The organism is Enterobacter cloacae complex sp. P15RS (assembly GCF_014895905.1).
Taxonomy (GTDB): domain Bacteria; phylum Pseudomonadota; class Gammaproteobacteria; order Enterobacterales; family Enterobacteriaceae; genus Enterobacter; species Enterobacter quasihormaechei.
Genome location: NZ_JADBQL010000005.1, coordinates 55,219 through 72,539 on the forward strand (window position 1 = coordinate 55,219; position 17,321 = coordinate 72,539).

Consider the following 17,321-nt stretch of genomic DNA (forward strand, 5'->3'; position numbering starts at 1 on the left):
GGGTTAACTATAACCACTATATCATTTATAGCCAGGCTGTATAGTACGGAACAAAAAATAATAACGAGGTAATAAAAAAGGGCCGGAGATCCGGCCCTTTCACAGGTAAGTTACGGTAAGAGAATATTATTTTTTGCCTTCAACCCATTTACCGTCGACAAAGAAGGCTGACCAGCCGGTCGCTTTTCCCTCTTTTTCTGCCGCCACGTACTGCTGCTTCGTTTTACGGCTGAAACGCACCACGGTTTTGTTGCCTTCCGGATCCTGCTGTGGCGCATCGGCCAGGTAACGCAGTTTCTCCGGCAGACGATCGCGGAAGCGGTATAGCTCTTCGACCAGCGGCGCACGAGTCTCGCGCGATTTCGGGAAGGTGTTAGCGGCCAGGAACACCCCAGCAGCGCCGTCACGCAGGACGAAATAGGCGTCTGACTTCTCGCACGGCAGTTCCGGAAGCGGAACCGGATCTTCCTTCGGCGGCGCAACTTCACCGTTACGCAGGATCTTACGCGTGTTTTTACAGTCGTCGTTGGTACATGCCATGTACTTACCGAAGCGTCCCATTTTCAGGTGCATTTCGGAACCACATTTCTCACACTCCACGACCGGACCGTCATAGCCCTTAATGCGGAACTCGCCTTCTTCGATCTCATAACCGTCGCAGGTCGGGTTATTACCGCAAACGTGCAGCTTACGTTTCGGATCGATCAGATAGCTGTCCATCGCCGTGCCGCATTTCTTACAGCGGCGTTTGGCGCGCAGCGCGTTGGTTTCCGCATCGTCCCCTTCCAGCACGTTGAGAACTTCGTTCTCCGGCACGAGGTTGATGGTGGTTTTGCAGCGCTCTTTTGGAGAAAGTGCATAACCAGAACAACCGAGGAATACGCCCGTTGTTGCAGTACGGATCCCCATTTTACGGCCACAGGTTGGGCAGTCGATGCTGGTGAGCACCATCTGGTTAGGCAGCATGCCGCCTTCTTCAGGATCTTTCTCAGCTTTCTCAAGCTGGCTGGTAAAATCGCTGAAGAAGCTGTCGAGAACTTTCTTCCACTCGGCCTTATGGCTGGCAACCTCATCGAGGCTGTCTTCCATCTGCGCGGTGAAGTCATAGTTCATCAGCTCACGGAAGTTAGCTTCCAGGCGGTCGGTGACAATCTCACCCATTTTTTCAGCATAGAAGCGACGGTTCTCAACGCGAACGTATCCACGATCCTGAATGGTCGAAATGATTGACGCATAGGTAGACGGGCGACCGATGCCGCGTTTTTCCAGCTCTTTTACCAGCGATGCTTCGCTGAAACGCGCAGGCGGCTTGGTGAAGTGCTGAGCCGGGACCAGATCGACCAGCGACAGCTCGTCCCCTTTGTTGACGGAAGGCAGCGTTCTGTCTTCATCACCTTTGCGCAGCGCAGGCATCACTTTTGTCCAGCCGTCGAAGCGCAGGATACGACCGCGCGCCTTCAGGCGGAAATCACCCGCACCAACGGTCAGCGTGGTGGAGTCGTATTTCGCTGGCGTCATCTGGCAGGCCACGAACTGGCGCCAGATCAGCTGATACAGCTTCTGCGCGTCCGCTTCCATATCCTTCAGCGATTCGGCCAGGACGGAAACGTCAGAAGGACGAATCGCTTCGTGCGCTTCCTGAGAGTTCTCTTTGCTGGCGTACTGATTAGGACTGTCCGGCAGGTATTTCTTACCGAAGTTATCCTCGATATAGCCGCGCACCATGCTGACAGCGTCCTGGCTCAGGTTGGTAGAGTCAGTACGCATGTAGGTAATGTAACCCGCTTCATACAGACGCTGGGCCATCATCATGGTTTTCTTAACGCCGTAACCCAGACGCGTGCTTGCCGCCTGCTGGAGCGTTGACGTGATAAACGGTGCGCCAGGCTTGCTGCTGGTCGGTTTGTCTTCACGATCCAGAACCTGATAACGTGCTTTTTCCAGCAGCGCCACGGCGGCCATGGTCTGGTCGCGATTTTCAGGACGGAACGGCTTGTCGTTGTGGTGGCTCACCTGCAACGGCAGCGCATCGCCGCCCGGCGTGGTGACGTTGGCATCCACTTCCCAGAACTCTTCCGGGACGAACGCTTTGATTTCGCGTTCGCGTTCAACAACCAGACGAACGGCCACGGACTGCACGCGCCCCGCAGACAGGCCGCGCGCGACCTTTTTCCACAGCAGAGGCGAGACCATGTAGCCTACAACGCGGTCCATAAAGCGACGCGCCTGCTGAGCGTTGACGCGGTCGATATTCAGTTCACCCGGCTTTTCAAACGCCTGACGAATCGCATTCTTTGTAATTTCGTTAAACACTACGCGGCTGTAGCGTTTGTCATCACCCCCGATCACTTCCCGCAGGTGCCATGCGATGGCCTCCCCTTCGCGGTCAAGGTCGGTTGCGAGATAAATGTGGTCTGCTTTTTCAGCAAGCTGCTTCAGCTCGTTAACGACTTTTTCTTTGCCTGGCAGCACTTCGTATTGTGCATCCCAGTTGTGCCATGGGTTAACACCCATGCGGTTGACAAGCGCGCTACGTTCATCCTTTTTAGGCTTTTTAGCCCCTTTGGTGGAGGTAGAGTCTGCGCTCTTTTTGCTGGCTGAGCCACTGGTCGGCAAATCGCGAATGTGACCAACGCTGGACTTAACCACGTAGTCATTGCCCAGATATTTATTGATCGTTTTGGCTTTTGCCGGGGACTCAACGATGACGAGAGCTTTACCCATATTCACCTTTACCTAATTTAATTCTTCCAGGAATACGCCGCACGTTGATTTCCCTTCCGCTGACGACGAGCCATTGATATTGCGACGTCGTCAGGGGATATCAACCCCTATGTCTTACCGAACGTCAGAATGGCGACATCCAGGTCATTGAGTTTTCGGGTATTTTTCTCACATCAAAGTTCATTCGTGACGAATTCCCGGTCGAATGTCAAGCAATTCTGTTGCCAGAATGACGAAAGCGCACACTGTACCTGATAAAATTCGTTACGCAACTTTATTAGCATGCAAAAGCAATTCCCGCCAGCCAATCCCCTTTTCTTATCCCCTCGGATAACAGGGAAAATTTGCCCCTGAAGCGACCCAGGCGTAGACTATTGTCACTGTTTAAGGAGTGGAATATGCAGAAAACGACCCAACCCATTGACCGAGCTTCTCTGCTTATCGAAGCAAACAAACTCATTCGCGACCATGAAGACACCCTGGCGGGGATCGAAGCGACTGGCGTGGAACAGCGTAATGGCGTGCTGGTGTTCAGCGGTGAATATTTCCTTGATGAACAGGGGTTGCCAACCCCGAAAAGCACCGCCGTATTTAACATGTTTAAATACCTGGCGCATGCCCTCTCAGAGAAGTATCACCTGGTCGATTAAAAGTAAAAACGCGAGGCATATGCCTCGCGTTTTTCTTTAGAGCAACGGCTTTTGTCCGCGCTGCAACCAGCGCAGCAGCAGGCGATCCGCGCTTTCTGCCGCACTACTGGTAAAACGGTCGAGGAGGCGCTTACGACGGGTGAAGCGCACCCCCACCAGCTCACGGCCTTCCATCAGGTTTATCAGGAGATCGTCGCTGGTACCCACTTCATCCACCAGCCCTTTCTCCTGCGCCTGCGTGCCGTACCAGTGTTCGCCCGTAGCTACCTGCTCAATGTCCAGCGTTGGGCGCATGCGGTGCACGAAATCTTTGAACAGATGGTGGGTTTCGTTCAGATCTTCACGGAACTTCTGCCGTCCCTCTTCGGTGTTCTCGCCGAGCAGCGTGAGCGTACGTTTGTACTGACCCGCCGTATGCAGTTCGATATCGATCTCTTTGTTTTTCAGGAAACGATTGAAGTTAGGGAGCTGCGCGACCACCCCAATCGAGCCGATAATTGAAAAAGGTGCTGCGACGATTTTATCCGCCACGCACGCCATCATGTAGCCGCCGCTCGCCGCGACTTTATCTACCGCTACGGTGAGCGGGATCTGTTTATCACGCAGACGCTGTAACTGCGACGCCGCCAGTCCATACCCATGCACGACGCCGCCGGGGCTTTCAAGGCGTACTACAACCTGATCCTGCGGTGTCGCCACGGCCAGTACCGCCGTCACTTCTTCGCGCAAAGAGGAGACTTCATGCGCGTCCATGCTGCCTTTAAAATCGAGCACATAAACGCGCGGCTTTGCATCAGCCTGCGGCGCGGCGAGCTTTGCTTTCGCCTTCGCCGCTTTGGCTTCCTGCTTATGTTTTTTCTTCTGGGCTTTTAGCCACAGCTTCTGTTGATGATCGTCCAGCAGCGCCAGAGACATCTCCTCCTGCATCTCTTTATACTGCTCGCTCAGGCGGGTAATGCGTAACTCACCACGCTGACGCTTACGCTGCGTCAGGTTGACAATCAGAGCGGCAATCACCGCGATAGCAATAACCACCGTCGCGATTTTCGCCAAAAACAACCCATATTGAGAAAGTAATTCCACGCGTCCACCTTGATTTAACCACGAATCTTTCACGCCAGTGTACAACAGCCCTGCGCGGGCGTCTCGCTCTGGACATTACCTCTGCGAGGCGGCTTCAGGAATCCCCCTGTTCTGGTTTAAATCTTTGCAAATTGTTAATTTCCCAGCGTTCTGTCCTGTAGACTGATTGAATTCTGACGCTGTTTCGGGCATAAAGCCGAAAAGTCATAAATAAAGGTGCAAGTCACGCTCAATGCGCCTGAGGAGCCACCGTGCATTATCAGCCACAAAAAAACCTTCTACACAACCGCATCATTCTGGTTACCGGTGCCAGCGACGGGATTGGTCGCGAAGCGGCGCTGACCTATTCTGAATACGGTGCGAACCTTATTCTTCTGGGACGTAATGAAGAAAAGTTAAAATCCGTTGCCCGTGAAATCGAAGACGCCGGCGGTACGCCCACGCCCTGGTATACGCTCGATCTGCTGACCTGCACGCCAGCGTCATGCCAGGCCCTTGCCCAGCGCATCAGCACGCATTATCCCCGTCTTGACGGCGTGCTGCACAACGCGGGATTGCTGGGCGAAGTGCGCCCGATGGATGAACAGGATCCGGAGATTTGGCAGCAGGTGATGCAGGTTAACGTCAACGGGACGTTTTTCCTGACCCAGGCCTTGCTTCCTTTATTACTCAAGTCAGATTCCGGCTCGCTGGTGTTTACCTCCTCCAGCGTAGGTCGTCAGGGCCGTGCGAACTGGGGGGCTTACGCAGCCTCAAAATTTGCCACCGAAGGAATGATGCAGGTGCTGGCTGAAGAGTATCAAAACCGCCCTTTGCGGGTTAACTGCATTAACCCAGGCGGTACGCGCACCAAAATGCGTGCGAGCGCGTTCCCCACAGAAGATCCGCAGAAGCTTAAAACCCCGGCCGATATTATGCCCCTTTACCTGTGGCTGATGGGTGACGACAGCCGTCGCAAAACCGGGATGACCTTCGATGCCCAGCCAGGCCGCAAACCGGGGATATCGCAATGAGTGAAGACCGTCATCAGCAGCGCCAGCAGCGTCTGAAAGAACAGGTTGACGCACGTGTGGCCGCCGCCCAGGACGAACGCGGGATCCTCATCGTGTTCACCGGTAACGGCAAAGGCAAAACCACAGCCGCCTTCGGTACCGCCACCCGCGCCGTTGGTCATGGGCAGAAAGTGGGCGTGATCCAGTTTATCAAGGGGGAATGGCCCAACGGCGAGCGTAATCTACTCGAACCGCATGGCGTTGAGTTCCAGGTTATGGCGACGGGTTTCACCTGGGATACCCAGAACCGGGAAACGGATACCGCAGCCTGCCTCGCCGTCTGGGAACATGCCAAAAGAATGCTCTCTGACCCGACGCTAAATATGGTGTTGCTGGATGAGATCACCTATATGGTGGCCTATGACTACCTGCCGCTGGAGGCCGTGCTGGAGGCACTCAGGAATCGTCCTGCACACCAGACGGCGATCGTCACGGGGCGCGGGTGTCATCGGGATATTCTGGAGATTGCAGATACCGTCAGCGAGCTGCGTCCGGTTAAGCATGCGTTCGATGCGGGTATCAAAGCGCAGATAGGGATTGATTACTAAAGAAAAAAGCCCGGTATCTTTACCGGGCTTTTCGATTAGCCGTTGTTATTGCGGCTGCCAGAGCGGCGATTGCTGCTGACCTGGCTGTGACGCTTCACCGCACGGCGGATCTGATTTGCCTTCATGCGACGACGATCTTTTTCCACCGCCACTTTCGAGGTGGTTTCTGGCGTCAGGCCAACCAAATCGCGCAGGTAGTTGGTCTGCGTCAGATCCAGTTCGGTATACCCACCGCGTGGCAGGCCTTTAGGCAGCAGAATGTCGCCATAGCGGACGCGGATCAGTCGGCTCACCTGTACGCCTACCGCTTCCCACAGACGACGAACCTCGCGGTTACGTCCTTCTGTCAGGGTTACGTTGTACCACTGGTTAATGCCTTCACCACCGGTAAACTTGATGGTTTTGAACGCCGCAGGGCCGTCTTCAAGCTGAACGCCACGCGACAGATCGCGCAGTTTGTTCTCATCAACCTGGCCGAAGACGCGCACGGCGTATTCACGCTCCACTTCACGACTCGGGTGCATCAGGCGGTTTGCCAGTTCACCATCGGTGGTGAACAGCAGCAGGCCGCAGGTGTTTACGTCCAGACGCCCCACGGCAATCCAGCGGGCGCCACGCAGTTTTGGCAGACGGTCAAACACCGTCGGGCGGCCTTCCGGGTCGTTGCGGGTACACAGTTCGCCTTCCGGCTTGTAGTAAGCCAGTACGCGACAGATCTGTTCAGCAGACTCTTTCACGGAGATAAGATGACCGTCGATGCGGATCTTGAGCCCCGGTACGATTTCTACGCGGTCGCCGAGCGTGGCAATTTTGCCGTCCACGCTCACGCGGCCTGCTTCAATAATGGCTTCGATTTCACGGCGCGAACCGTGGCCGGCGCGCGCCAGCACTTTCTGTAACTTCTCGCTCATTGAGCTTCCTCAGGTGTCGCCTTCACAGGCGTCGAATCAGGTCAAAAACAGGGCAGCGCCCTGCTTTGATGGCCGCGTAGTATATCTGCTTACACCCTTACAAGAAAGGCTTAACATCGCCCACGCCTTCACGAATGACTTCTGGCGCATCTTCGGTGAGATCCACCACGGTGGTCGGCTGCTGGCCGAGATAGCCGCCGTGAATAATCAGCTCCACCACCTTCTCCAGACGATCTTTGATCTCTTCCGGGTCGGACTCGGTAAATTCACTCCCCGGCAGCATCAGCGATGTGGAGAGCATCGGCTCGCCGAGGGTTTCCAGCAGCGCCTGAGCGATCGGGTTAGACGGCACGCGCATCCCGATGGTTTTGCGTTTTTCCTGCAACAGCCGGCGCGGCACCTCTTTCGTGCCTTTCAGGATAAACGTGTAGTTACCCGGCGTGTTGTTTTTGATCAGACGAAAGGCCACGTTGTCGACGTACGCGTAGGTCGACAGCTCGGAGAGGTCGCGACACATCAGGGTAAAGTTGTGGCCATCCGGCAGCTGACGGATGCGACAGATACGCTCCATCGCCCCTTTGTCTTCGATTTTACAGCCCAGCGCGTAGCCGGAATCGGTTGGGTAGACAATTACGCCGCCTTTGCGGACGATTTCCACAGCCTGATTAATCAGGCGTGGCTGCGGGTTATCCGGATGGATATAGAAAAACTGACTCATACTTCCCTCTCTTCAATTTGCTGTGGCTGTTCCCAGAGCTGCCAGACAGGCTCAACGCCCGCAGGTAACCAGAGCTTGCGCCCCAGTTCAATCCACGCGCAGGGCTGATGGAAATCTGAACCCTGTGACCCAAGCAGGCCAAACTGGCGGGCGTAGGTCGCAAGCTGCGAACGCTCATTGGGAGCCTGCTGACACTGGGCAACTTCCATCGCCTCACCGCCGCATTCGGCAAAGTGCGCCAGCAGCCTTTTCAGCCATTTAGCAGAAAGATTATACCGCCCCGGATGGGCCAGTACGGCCTTACCACCAGAATGATGAATGACATCAATAGCTTGTTTTATTGTACACCACTGGGGGGGAACGTATCCGGTTTTCCCGCGCGCCAGATACTTTTTAAAAACATTCGCCATGGTCGTCGCCTTACCGGTTTCAACCAGAAAACGGGCGAAATGGCCGCGCGTTACCGCCCCGCCGTTCGCGAGCTTACGCGCGCCTTCCAGCGCACCGGGAATATGCGCCTTCTCAAGACGTTCGCCGATCATCTCCGCACGCTGATTGCGGCGTGCTTTTTGTTCTTGCAAAAAAGCACGCATTGCCGGATGTTCTGGATCGATGTTCAGGCCAACGATATGAATTTCGTGGTTTTCCCAGAGCGTGGAGATCTCAACCCCGGGTATGAGAGTTAGCGCCAGTCCGCTGCGGGCAATCTCCGTACGCGCGGCGGGGATAGCGTCGGTTGTGTCGTGATCGGTTATTGCCAGCGTGCCGACTCGCATTTCAACGGCGCGATGGACCAGGGCTTCGGGCGTCAGCAGGCCATCTGAAGCCTGCGTGTGGCTGTGTAAATCATAAATTACGGCGTAGGTGGTATCGCTCAAAGCACTTCCCATAACAGTCTGGAGACATCCGAAGCCCCTATGATACCGACTTACCGTGAAATACTGAAATCAGGGGTTGACAACACGCCATCGAACTAGTTAACTAGTACGCAAGTTCACACGAGAAAGGTATCTGAAAATGACAGCACATTTCGCTCTGCACGGTTGGTGGCGTACTTCCTGATCTTCGGGCAGTGTCACGCGTCTGCGAAATGCAAACAGATACCCGCCCGCTACCCAGCGGGCTTTTTTTTGAACAAAATATGAGAACAACAACATGCAAACAGCCAAACCACACCTCGAACTGCTGACCTGCGAGGCGGCCTATCGCCATAACCCTACCGCGCTGTTTCATCAGGTGTGCGGCGCACGTCCCGCGACGCTGCTGCTGGAGTCTGCGGATATCGACAGCAAGGACGACCTCAAAAGCCTGCTGCTGGTTGACAGCGCGCTGCGCATTACCGCGTTAGGTGACACCGTCACCATCAAGGCGTTGTCTGACAATGGCGCGTCGCTGCTGCCGCTGCTGGATGCGGCGCTGCCTTCAGGCATTGAAAATGAACGGCACCCGGACCTGCGTATTCTGCATTTCCCGCCGGTGAGCCAGCTGCTGGATGAAGATGCCCGCCTCTGCTCGCTGTCCGTATTCGATGCCTTCCGCCTGCTGCAAAATCTGGTCACCGTGCCGGAAGATGAGCGCGAAGCGATGTTCTTTGGCGGGCTGTTTGCTTACGACCTGGTAGCCGGCTTTGAAGATTTACCGGCAACCGAGCAGGGCAACCGCTGCCCGGACTACTGCTTCTACCTGGCCGAAACCCTGCTGGTGATCGACCATCAGAAAAAATATACCCGCATCCAGGCCAGCCTGTTCACTCCGTCGGGGTCTGAGAAAAACCGCCTTGAGCAGCGCATCGCGCAACTGCAACAGCAGATGTCGGAAGCACCGCCCGCGCTGCCGGTGCAGCGCATTGAGGAGATGACCTGCGAGGTAAGTCAGACCGACGATCAATACGGCGCGGTGGTACGTCAGATGCAAAAAGCGATTCGCGCCGGGGAAATTTTCCAGGTGGTGCCGTCCCGTCGTTTCTCACTGCCCTGCCCGTCGCCGCTGGCGGCTTACGATGTGCTGAAAAAAAGTAACCCAAGCCCGTACATGTTCTTTATGCAGGACAATGACTTCACGCTGTTTGGCGCGTCGCCGGAAAGCTCCCTGAAGTACGACGCCACCAGCCGACAGATTGAGATCTACCCGATTGCGGGCACCCGTCCACGCGGCCGTCGTGCCGATGGCTCCCTGGACCGCGATCTCGACAGCCGCATCGAACTGGAAATGCGTACCGACCACAAAGAGCTGTCCGAGCACCTGATGCTGGTTGACCTGGCGCGTAACGATCTGGCGCGAATTTGCACGCCGGGCAGCCGTTACGTGGCGGATCTGACCAAAGTAGACCGCTACTCCTTCGTCATGCATCTGGTTTCCCGCGTGGTCGGTGAGCTGCGCCACGACCTCGACGTTCTGCACGCCTACCGCGCCTGCATGAATATGGGCACCCTGAGCGGCGCGCCGAAGGTGCGCGCCATGCAGCTGATTGCCGAAGCGGAAGGACGCCGTCGCGGCAGCTACGGTGGTGCGGTGGGCTATTTCACCGCTCACGGCGATCTTGATACCTGCATCGTGATCCGCTCCGCCTATGTTGAGGACGGCATTGCCACCGTCCAGGCCGGGGCCGGGATTGTTCTTGATTCTGTTCCGCAGTCTGAAGCTGACGAAACCCGCAGTAAAGCACGCGCGGTACTGCGCGCCATTGCTACCGCACACCATGCACAGGAGATTTTCTGATGGCTGACATTCTGCTGCTCGATAATATCGACTCCTTTACCTACAACCTGGCAGATCAGCTGCGTGCGAATGGTCATAACGTTGTTATCTATCGAAACCACGTTCCGGCTCAGACGCTGATTGACCGTCTGGCGACCATGCAAAACCCGGTGCTGATGCTCTCCCCGGGGCCGGGCGCGCCGAGCGAAGCGGGCTGTATGCCTGAGCTGTTGACACGCTTGCGCGGCAAGCTGCCGATTATCGGTATCTGCCTCGGTCATCAGGCAATCGTGGAAGCCTACGGCGGTTACGTGGGTCAGGCAGGTGAGATCCTGCATGGTAAAGCATCGAGCATTGAACATGACGGTCAGGCGATGTTTGCCGGACTGCCGAACCCGCTTCCGGTGGCGCGTTACCACTCGCTTGTCGGCAGCAATATTCCGGCCGGGCTGACCATAAACGCCTCATTTGAAGGTATGGTGATGGCGGTGCGTCACGATGCGGATCGCGTCTGCGGGATGCAGTTCCACCCGGAATCTATCCTGACGTCCAATGGCGCGCGCCTGCTGGAGCAAACGCTCGACTGGGCGCTGCAAAAGCTGGAACAGACCAATACCCTGCAACCGATTCTGGAAAAACTGTATCAGGCCCAGACCCTGAGCCAGCAGGAGAGCCACCAGCTTTTCTCCGCCGTCGTGCGCGGCGAGCTGAAGCCTGAGCAGCTGGCCGCTGCACTGGTGAGCATGAAAGTGCGCGGCGAAAGCCCGCAGGAAATTGCCGGTGCGGCCACCGCGCTGCTGGAAAATGCCGCCCCGTTCCCGCGTCCGGACTACCAGTTTGCGGATATCGTCGGGACCGGTGGCGACGGCAGCAACAGCATCAACATTTCGACCGCAAGCGCCTTTGTGGCAGCAGCATGCGGACTGAAGGTGGCCAAGCACGGCAACCGCAGCGTTTCCAGCCGGTCCGGATCGTCCGACCTGCTGGCCGCTTTCGGCATCAACCTGGACATGAACGCCGAGCGTTCCCGTGAAGCGCTGGATGACCTGGGCGTTTGCTTCCTGTTTGCGCCGAAGTACCACACCGGTTTCCGCCACGCGATGCCGGTTCGCCAGCAGCTTAAAACCCGCACGCTGTTTAACGTGCTCGGTCCCCTCATTAACCCGGCGCACCCGCCGCTGGCGCTGATTGGCGTTTACAGCCCGGAGCTGGTGCTGCCGATTGCCGAGACGCTGCGCGTTCTGGGTTACAAACGTGCCGCCGTGGTACATAGCGGCGGAATGGATGAGGTTTCTCTGCATGCGCCTACGCTGGTGGCCGAACTGAATAACGGTGAAGTGCTGAACTATCAGCTTGAGGCCGCTGACTTCGGGTTGACCCCGTATCATCAGGATGCGCTGGCTGGCGGTACGCCGGAAGAAAACCGTGACATTCTCACGCGCTTATTACAAGGTAAAGGTGAGGCTGCCCATGAGGCCGCCGTGGCGGCCAACGTTGCCATGCTGATGCGTTTACATGGCGAGGAAGATCTGAAAGCCAACGCCCAAAAAGTTCTGGACGTACTGCGCTCCGGTGCAGCTTACGATCGCGTTACCGCACTTGCGGCAAGAGGGTAAATAATGCAGACCGTTTTAGCGAAAATCGTCGCCGATAAGGCCATCTGGGTGGAAGCCCGCAAGCAACAGCAGCCGCTTGCCAGTTTCCAGAATGACGTCGTGCCGAGCAGCCGTCGTTTCTATGATGCCCTCCGGGGCGCGCGCACTGCGTTTATTCTGGAGTGTAAAAAAGCGTCTCCGTCCAGGGGTGTGATCCGTGACGATTTCGACCCGGCGCGTATTGCCGGTATCTACAAGCATCATGCGTCTGCCATCTCCGTGCTGACGGATGAAAAATATTTCCAGGGCAGCTTTGATTTTCTGCCCGTCGTCAGCGGCATCGCCCCGCAGCCGATTCTGTGCAAAGACTTTATTATCGACCCGTATCAGATTTGGCTGGCGCGTTTTTATCAGGCCGATGCCTGCCTGCTGATGCTCTCCGTGCTCAATGACGAACAGTATCGCCAGCTCTCCGCCGTCGCGCATAGCCTGAACATGGGCGTGCTGACCGAAGTGAGCAACGAAGAGGAGCTGGAGCGCGCCATCGCGCTGGAGGCGAAAGTGGTCGGCATTAACAACCGCGATCTGCGCGACCTGTCAATTGACCTCAACCGCACGCGCCAGCTTGCGCCGCGTCTGGGCGCGGGCGTCACGGTGATTAGCGAATCCGGAATTAACCGCTACGCTCAGGTGCGCGAGCTGAGCCACTTTGCCAACGGTTTCCTGATCGGCTCCGCGATGATGGAACACGACGATCTCAATGCTGCCGTGCGCCGCGTGCTGTTGGGTGAGAACAAAGTCTGCGGCCTGACCCGCGAACAGGACGCGCAGGCCGCGTATGAAGCGGGCGCCATCTATGGAGGCCTGATCTTTGTTGAGTCCTCTCCTCGCGCGGTTAATGAAGAGCAGGCGCGCAGGGTGATTGCGGCTGCACCACTCAGCTATGTGGGCGTATTCCGCAATGCGGATATCACCGACATTGCAGCAAAAGCGGACGCGTTATCCCTGAGCGCGGTCCAGCTGCATGGCGACGAAGATCAGGCGTATATCGATGCTCTGCGACATGTTCTGGCGCCTGAGGTTCAGATCTGGAAAGCGCAGAGCGTCGGTGACACCCTGCCCGCGCGTAACCTGAATCATGTTGATAAATACGTGCTCGATAACGGTCAGGGCGGTACGGGGCAACGCTTCGACTGGTCGCTGCTGCGTGGAACAGCGCTGGACAATGTCCTGCTGGCGGGGGGATTAAGCCCCGATAACTGTGTGGAAGCGGCCAAAACCGGCTGCGCCGGCCTCGATTTCAATTCAGGCGTAGAGTCCCAACCGGGCATAAAAGACGCCAGCAAGCTGGCATCGGTATTCAAAACTCTGCGTGCATATTAAGGAAGAGAAGATGACGACATTACTTAACCCGTATTTTGGTGAGTTCGGTGGGATGTACGTCCCACAAATCCTGATGCCCGCGCTGCGCCAGCTGGAAGAAGCGTTCGTGAGCGCGCAAAAAGATCCGGCGTTTCAGGCGGAGTTTACCGACCTGCTGAAAAACTACGCGGGCCGTCCGACGGCGCTGACCAAATGCCGTAACCTGACCGAAGGCACAAAAACCACGCTCTACCTTAAGCGTGAAGATTTGCTGCACGGCGGCGCGCACAAAACTAACCAGGTGCTGGGCCAGGCGCTGCTCGCTAAGCGCATGGGTAAAACCGAAATTATCGCTGAAACCGGTGCGGGCCAGCACGGCGTGGCTTCTGCCCTCGCCAGCGCCCTGCTCGGCCTGAAGTGCCGCATCTATATGGGTGCCAAAGACGTTGAGCGCCAGTCGCCGAACGTGTTCCGTATGCGTCTGATGGGCGCGGAGGTGATCCCGGTGCACAGCGGCTCCGCCACGCTGAAAGATGCCTGTAACGAAGCGCTGCGCGACTGGTCTGGCAGTTACGAAACCGCCCACTATATGCTCGGCACCGCGGCGGGCCCGCACCCGTTCCCGACCATCGTGCGCGAATTCCAGCGCATGATCGGTGAAGAGACCAAAGCGCAGATCCTTGAAAAAGAGGGTCGCCTGCCGGATGCGGTGATTGCCTGCGTCGGCGGCGGTTCCAACGCCATCGGCATGTTTGCCGATTTTATCGACGAAACCCGCGTTGGGCTGATTGGCGTCGAGCCTGCCGGTCATGGCATTGAAACGGGCGAGCACGGCGCGCCGCTGAAGCATGGCCGCGTGGGGATCTACTTCGGTATGAAAGCCCCGATGATGCAGACTGACGAAGGGCAGATCGAAGAGTCTTACTCGATTTCTGCCGGGCTGGATTTCCCGTCCGTTGGGCCACAGCACGCCTTCCTGAACAGCACGGGGCGCGCAGATTACGTCTCCATCACCGATGACGAAGCGCTGGAGGCCTTCAAAACGCTGTGCCGCAATGAAGGGATCATCCCGGCGCTGGAGTCTTCCCACGCCCTTGCGCACGCGCTGAAAATGATGAAGGAAAACCCGGAAAAAGAGCAGCTGCTGGTGGTGAACCTTTCCGGCCGCGGGGATAAAGATATCTTTACCGTTCACGATATTCTGAAAGCACGAGGGGAAATTTGATGGAACGCTACGACAACGTATTTGCACAGCTGAAGGCCCGCCAGGAAGGCGCGTTCGTTCCCTTCGTGACGCTGGGCGACCCCGGCCCCGAGCAGTCGCTGAAAATTATTGACACCCTGATCGCAGCCGGTGCCGACGCGCTGGAGCTGGGTATTCCCTTCTCCGATCCGCTGGCGGATGGCCCAACCATCCAGAACGCCACCCTGCGCGCCTTTGCGGCAGGCGTGACGCCGACCCAGTGCTTTGAAATGCTGGAGGCGATCCGCCAGAAACACCCGACCATCCCGATTGGCCTGCTGATGTACGCCAACCTGGTCTTCAGCCGCGGTATTGATGCATTTTACGCCGAGTGCGCCCGCGTGGGTGTCGACTCCGTGCTGGTGGCTGACGTGCCCGTTGAAGAGTCCGCGCCGTTCCGTCAGGCGGCGATGCGCCACAACGTCGCGCCGATTTTCATCTGTCCGCCGAATGCCGATGACGACCTGTTGCGCCAGATTGCCTCTTACGGACGAGGGTACACCTACCTGCTCTCCCGTGCGGGCGTGACCGGCGCGGAGAACAAAGCCGCGCTGCCGCTGCATCACCTGGTGGAGAAGCTGGCAGAATACCATGCCGCTCCACCGCTTCAGGGCTTCGGGATTTCGTCTCCGGATCAGGTTACTGCGGCCATTGACGCGAAGGCCGCCGGGGCCATTTCCGGTTCGGCTATCGTTAAAATTATTGAGAAGAACGTGGATAAACCTGAGCAGATGCTGGCTGAGCTGAAAACGTTCGTCACATCCATGAAGGCGGCCACGCGCAGGACGTAACCGTTACAACCGTCTGGCCCCGGCGCCAGGCGGTTTTCCCCCCTTGCTCCCTGAGAGCAACCTGTCAAAATTGATCCTGTCGATATTTTCGGTGTGAATGACTTTCCAATCGTTCGCGTAAGCGTATGATCTGGGCTCTTTTTAGCGTTATCCTTCTGAGTTCAGAGGTTATTCATGTCCTGGCATTACTTCAAGCAGACTTACCTGGTTAAGTTCTGGTCACCTGTTCCGGCCGTTATCGCGGCAGGCATTCTCTCTACTTATTATTTCGGTATTACCGGCACCTTCTGGGCCGTTACGGGCGAGTTTACCCGCTGGGGTGGACAGCTATTGCAGCTTGCTGGCGTTCATGCCGAAGAGTGGGGCTACTTTAAGCTGATCCATCTTGAGGGCACACCGCTGACCCGCGTTGACGGGATGATGATCATCGGCATGTTCGGCGGCTGTTTTGCGGCCGCGCTGTGGGCCAACAACGTTAAGTTACGCATGCCGAAAAGCCGCATCCGCATTATGCAGGCCGTGGTCGGCGGCATCATAGCCGGGTTTGGCGCCCGCCTGGCGATGGGCTGTAACCTTGCCGCGTTCTTTACCGGTATTCCGCAGTTCTCGCTGCATGCGTGGTTCTTTGCCGTCGCCACCGCCATCGGCTCATACTTCGGCGCAAAGTTCACCCTGCTGCCGCTGTTCCGCATTCCGGTGAAAATGACGAAAGTGAGCGCTGCCTCTCCGTTGACTCAAAAGCCCGATCAGGCCCGTCGTCGCTTCCGCCTCGGTATGCTGGTCTTTTTTGCCATGGTTGTCTGGGCGATGTGCACGGCGATGAATCAGCCAAAACTAGGCCTGGCAATGCTGTTCGGCGTCGGTTTCGGCCTGCTGATTGAACGCGCGCAGATCTGCTTTACCTCCGCGTTTCGCGATATGTGGATCACCGGACGAACGATGATGGCGAAGGCAATCATTGCCGGTATGGCGGTCAGCGCGATCGGCATCTTTAGCTATGTGCAGCTTGGCGTGGAGCCGAAAATCATGTGGGCCGGTCCTAATGCAGTCATTGGCGGATTGCTGTTTGGTTTTGGCATCGTGCTGGCCGGCGGGTGCGAAACCGGCTGGATGTATCGCGCCGTGGAAGGCCAGGTGCATTACTGGTGGGTTGGTCTGGGTAACGTGATTGGCTCAACCCTCCTGGCGTACTACTGGGATGACGTCTCTCCGGTGCTGGCAACCAACTGGGACAAGGTCAATCTGCTGAATACCTTTGGTCCACTCGGGGGGCTCATGGTGACCTACGCCCTGCTGCTTGTCGCCTTCTTGCTGGTGGTTGCACAAGAGAAGCGTTTCTTCCGCCGGGCTACCGTCAAAACTGAAACTCAGGAGAATGCCGCATGAAAGAGATCGTGCCTGACTATCGTCTCGATATGGTGGGTGAACCCTGCCCTTACCCGGCCGTCGCCACGCTTGAGGCGCTACCGCAGCTTAAAAAAGGTGAAATTCTGGAAGTGGTGAGCGATTGCCCCCAGTCCATCAACAACATTCCGCTTGATGCTAAAAACCACGGCTATACCGTGCTGGATATCCAGCAGGACGGGCCAACCATACGGTATTTGATTCAGAGGTAGCTCTCAGGTACGAAAAAGGCCTCTACGGGAGGCCTTGTTTCAACTTGCTGGCTTTAGCCACCGTCGCCTTTTGAGTTTCGGGAGGCATGAATGGGTGGTGAGGCGGGTTCCGCAAACTGAACAGACCGCACCGTGAGGTTGGCTGTGCGTCGGGCTAAACGTGGTGAAATAAAACTGTTTGCCTGCGCATACCGGACACTCAAATTTGATGTTGGGGATATCCCCTCCAGCCAGATGTATGGAAGAACCACCATACAGCAATTCACGGACTTACAGGGATATATCGTCCCCGCGAGAACACAAGGCGAGGAAGACTTAACATAGGCTTTTG

Annotated in this window: 16 protein-coding genes and 1 other annotated feature; of the genes, 11 read left to right on the forward strand and 5 right to left on the reverse strand. The window is 56.8% G+C overall.

All coding sequences use genetic code 11. The features are described from left to right. Positions 1-126: 126 nt before the first annotated feature. Entirely contained in the window at positions 127-2,724 is a 2,598-nt protein-coding gene (gene topA / locus IM267_RS03610; protein ID WP_063866559.1) for a type I DNA topoisomerase, read from the reverse strand. Positions 2,725-3,122: 398 nt separating this feature from the next. On the opposite strand from topA, the gene IM267_RS03615 reads away from it, so the two are divergent. Continuing rightward, complete coding sequence (locus tag IM267_RS03615) at positions 3,123-3,374, forward strand: YciN family protein (RefSeq protein ID WP_063452272.1); 252 nt, start codon at positions 3,123-3,125, stop codon at positions 3,372-3,374. A 36-nt stretch (positions 3,375-3,410) separates the two neighbouring features. On the opposite strand, the gene sohB is transcribed toward IM267_RS03615, so the two are convergent. Next, entirely contained in the window at positions 3,411-4,457 is a 1,047-nt protein-coding gene (sohB, locus tag IM267_RS03620; RefSeq protein WP_193032788.1) for a protease SohB, read from the reverse strand. A gap of 251 nt (positions 4,458-4,708) precedes the next feature. Between sohB and IM267_RS03625 the strand changes: the two genes are divergently transcribed. Both IM267_RS03625 and cobO read left to right on the forward strand, forming a co-directional pair. After that, positions 4,709-5,470, forward strand: a complete 762-nt coding sequence (locus tag IM267_RS03625; RefSeq protein WP_193032789.1) for a YciK family oxidoreductase — start codon at positions 4,709-4,711, stop codon at positions 5,468-5,470. Next, complete coding sequence (gene cobO, locus IM267_RS03630) at positions 5,467-6,057, forward strand: cob(I)yrinic acid a,c-diamide adenosyltransferase (RefSeq protein WP_063866556.1); 591 nt, start codon at positions 5,467-5,469, stop codon at positions 6,055-6,057. Before IM267_RS03625 ends, cobO begins: the two co-directional genes overlap by 4 nt. A gap of 35 nt (positions 6,058-6,092) precedes the next feature. On the opposite strand, the gene rluB is transcribed toward cobO, so the two are convergent. From rluB to rnm, 3 genes are all read right to left on the reverse strand, one after another. Next, a complete protein-coding gene (rluB, locus tag IM267_RS03635) occupies positions 6,093-6,968 on the reverse strand; it encodes a 23S rRNA pseudouridine(2605) synthase RluB (protein WP_003856794.1) in 876 nt (291 codons plus the stop codon). Positions 6,969-7,065: 97 nt separating this feature from the next. Next, positions 7,066-7,686, reverse strand: a complete 621-nt coding sequence (locus IM267_RS03640) for an L-threonylcarbamoyladenylate synthase (protein WP_003856793.1) — start codon at positions 7,684-7,686, stop codon at positions 7,066-7,068. Beyond that, positions 7,683-8,576 carry an RNase AM gene (gene rnm / locus IM267_RS03645; RefSeq protein ID WP_193032790.1) on the reverse strand — a complete coding sequence of 298 codons (894 nt, stop codon included), beginning with the start codon at positions 8,574-8,576 and terminating at the stop codon, positions 7,683-7,685. The genes IM267_RS03640 and rnm overlap by 4 nt, the downstream gene beginning before the upstream one ends. A 127-nt stretch (positions 8,577-8,703) precedes the next feature. Here rnm and trpL point away from each other — a divergent pair, with 127 nt between their 5' ends. The 8 genes from trpL to yedF all read left to right on the forward strand — a co-directional run bounded on the left by trpL (position 8,704) and on the right by yedF (position 16,990). Next, complete coding sequence (gene trpL, locus IM267_RS03650; RefSeq protein ID WP_071524153.1) at positions 8,704-8,748, forward strand: trp operon leader peptide; 45 nt, start codon at positions 8,704-8,706, stop codon at positions 8,746-8,748. Then, positions 8,725-8,818, forward strand: a sequence feature (Trp leader region). (Overlaps the previous gene by 24 nt.) 23 nt (positions 8,819-8,841) lie before the next feature. Beyond that, on the forward strand, positions 8,842-10,404 hold the full coding sequence (locus IM267_RS03655; protein WP_131636974.1) for an anthranilate synthase component 1: 1,563 nt from the start codon (positions 8,842-8,844) through the stop codon (positions 10,402-10,404). After that, positions 10,404-11,999, forward strand: a complete 1,596-nt coding sequence (gene trpD, locus IM267_RS03660; protein WP_193032791.1) for a bifunctional anthranilate synthase glutamate amidotransferase component TrpG/anthranilate phosphoribosyltransferase TrpD — start codon at positions 10,404-10,406, stop codon at positions 11,997-11,999. The genes IM267_RS03655 and trpD overlap by 1 nt, the downstream gene beginning before the upstream one ends. 3 nt (positions 12,000-12,002) lie before the next feature. After that, positions 12,003-13,361: a bifunctional indole-3-glycerol-phosphate synthase TrpC/phosphoribosylanthranilate isomerase TrpF gene (gene trpCF / locus IM267_RS03665; RefSeq protein ID WP_193032792.1), complete on the forward strand. Its 1,359-nt coding sequence runs from the start codon at positions 12,003-12,005 to the stop codon at positions 13,359-13,361. A 10-nt stretch (positions 13,362-13,371) separates the two neighbouring features. Continuing rightward, positions 13,372-14,565, forward strand: coding sequence for a tryptophan synthase subunit beta (gene trpB, locus IM267_RS03670; RefSeq protein WP_063452264.1), 1,194 nt, complete (start codon positions 13,372-13,374; stop codon positions 14,563-14,565). Continuing rightward, positions 14,565-15,374: a tryptophan synthase subunit alpha gene (trpA, locus tag IM267_RS03675; protein WP_193032793.1), complete on the forward strand. Its 810-nt coding sequence runs from the start codon at positions 14,565-14,567 to the stop codon at positions 15,372-15,374. Before trpB ends, trpA begins: the two co-directional genes overlap by 1 nt. A gap of 174 nt (positions 15,375-15,548) precedes the next feature. Continuing rightward, complete coding sequence (gene yedE / locus IM267_RS03680; RefSeq protein ID WP_193032794.1) at positions 15,549-16,760, forward strand: selenium metabolism membrane protein YedE/FdhT; 1,212 nt, start codon at positions 15,549-15,551, stop codon at positions 16,758-16,760. Beyond that, the gene (gene yedF, locus IM267_RS03685; RefSeq protein WP_070533086.1) at positions 16,757-16,990 is read left to right on the forward strand and encodes a sulfurtransferase-like selenium metabolism protein YedF; all 234 of its coding nucleotides are present in this window, start codon (positions 16,757-16,759) and stop codon (positions 16,988-16,990) included. The genes yedE and yedF overlap by 4 nt, the downstream gene beginning before the upstream one ends. Positions 16,991-17,321 lie beyond the last annotated feature (331 nt).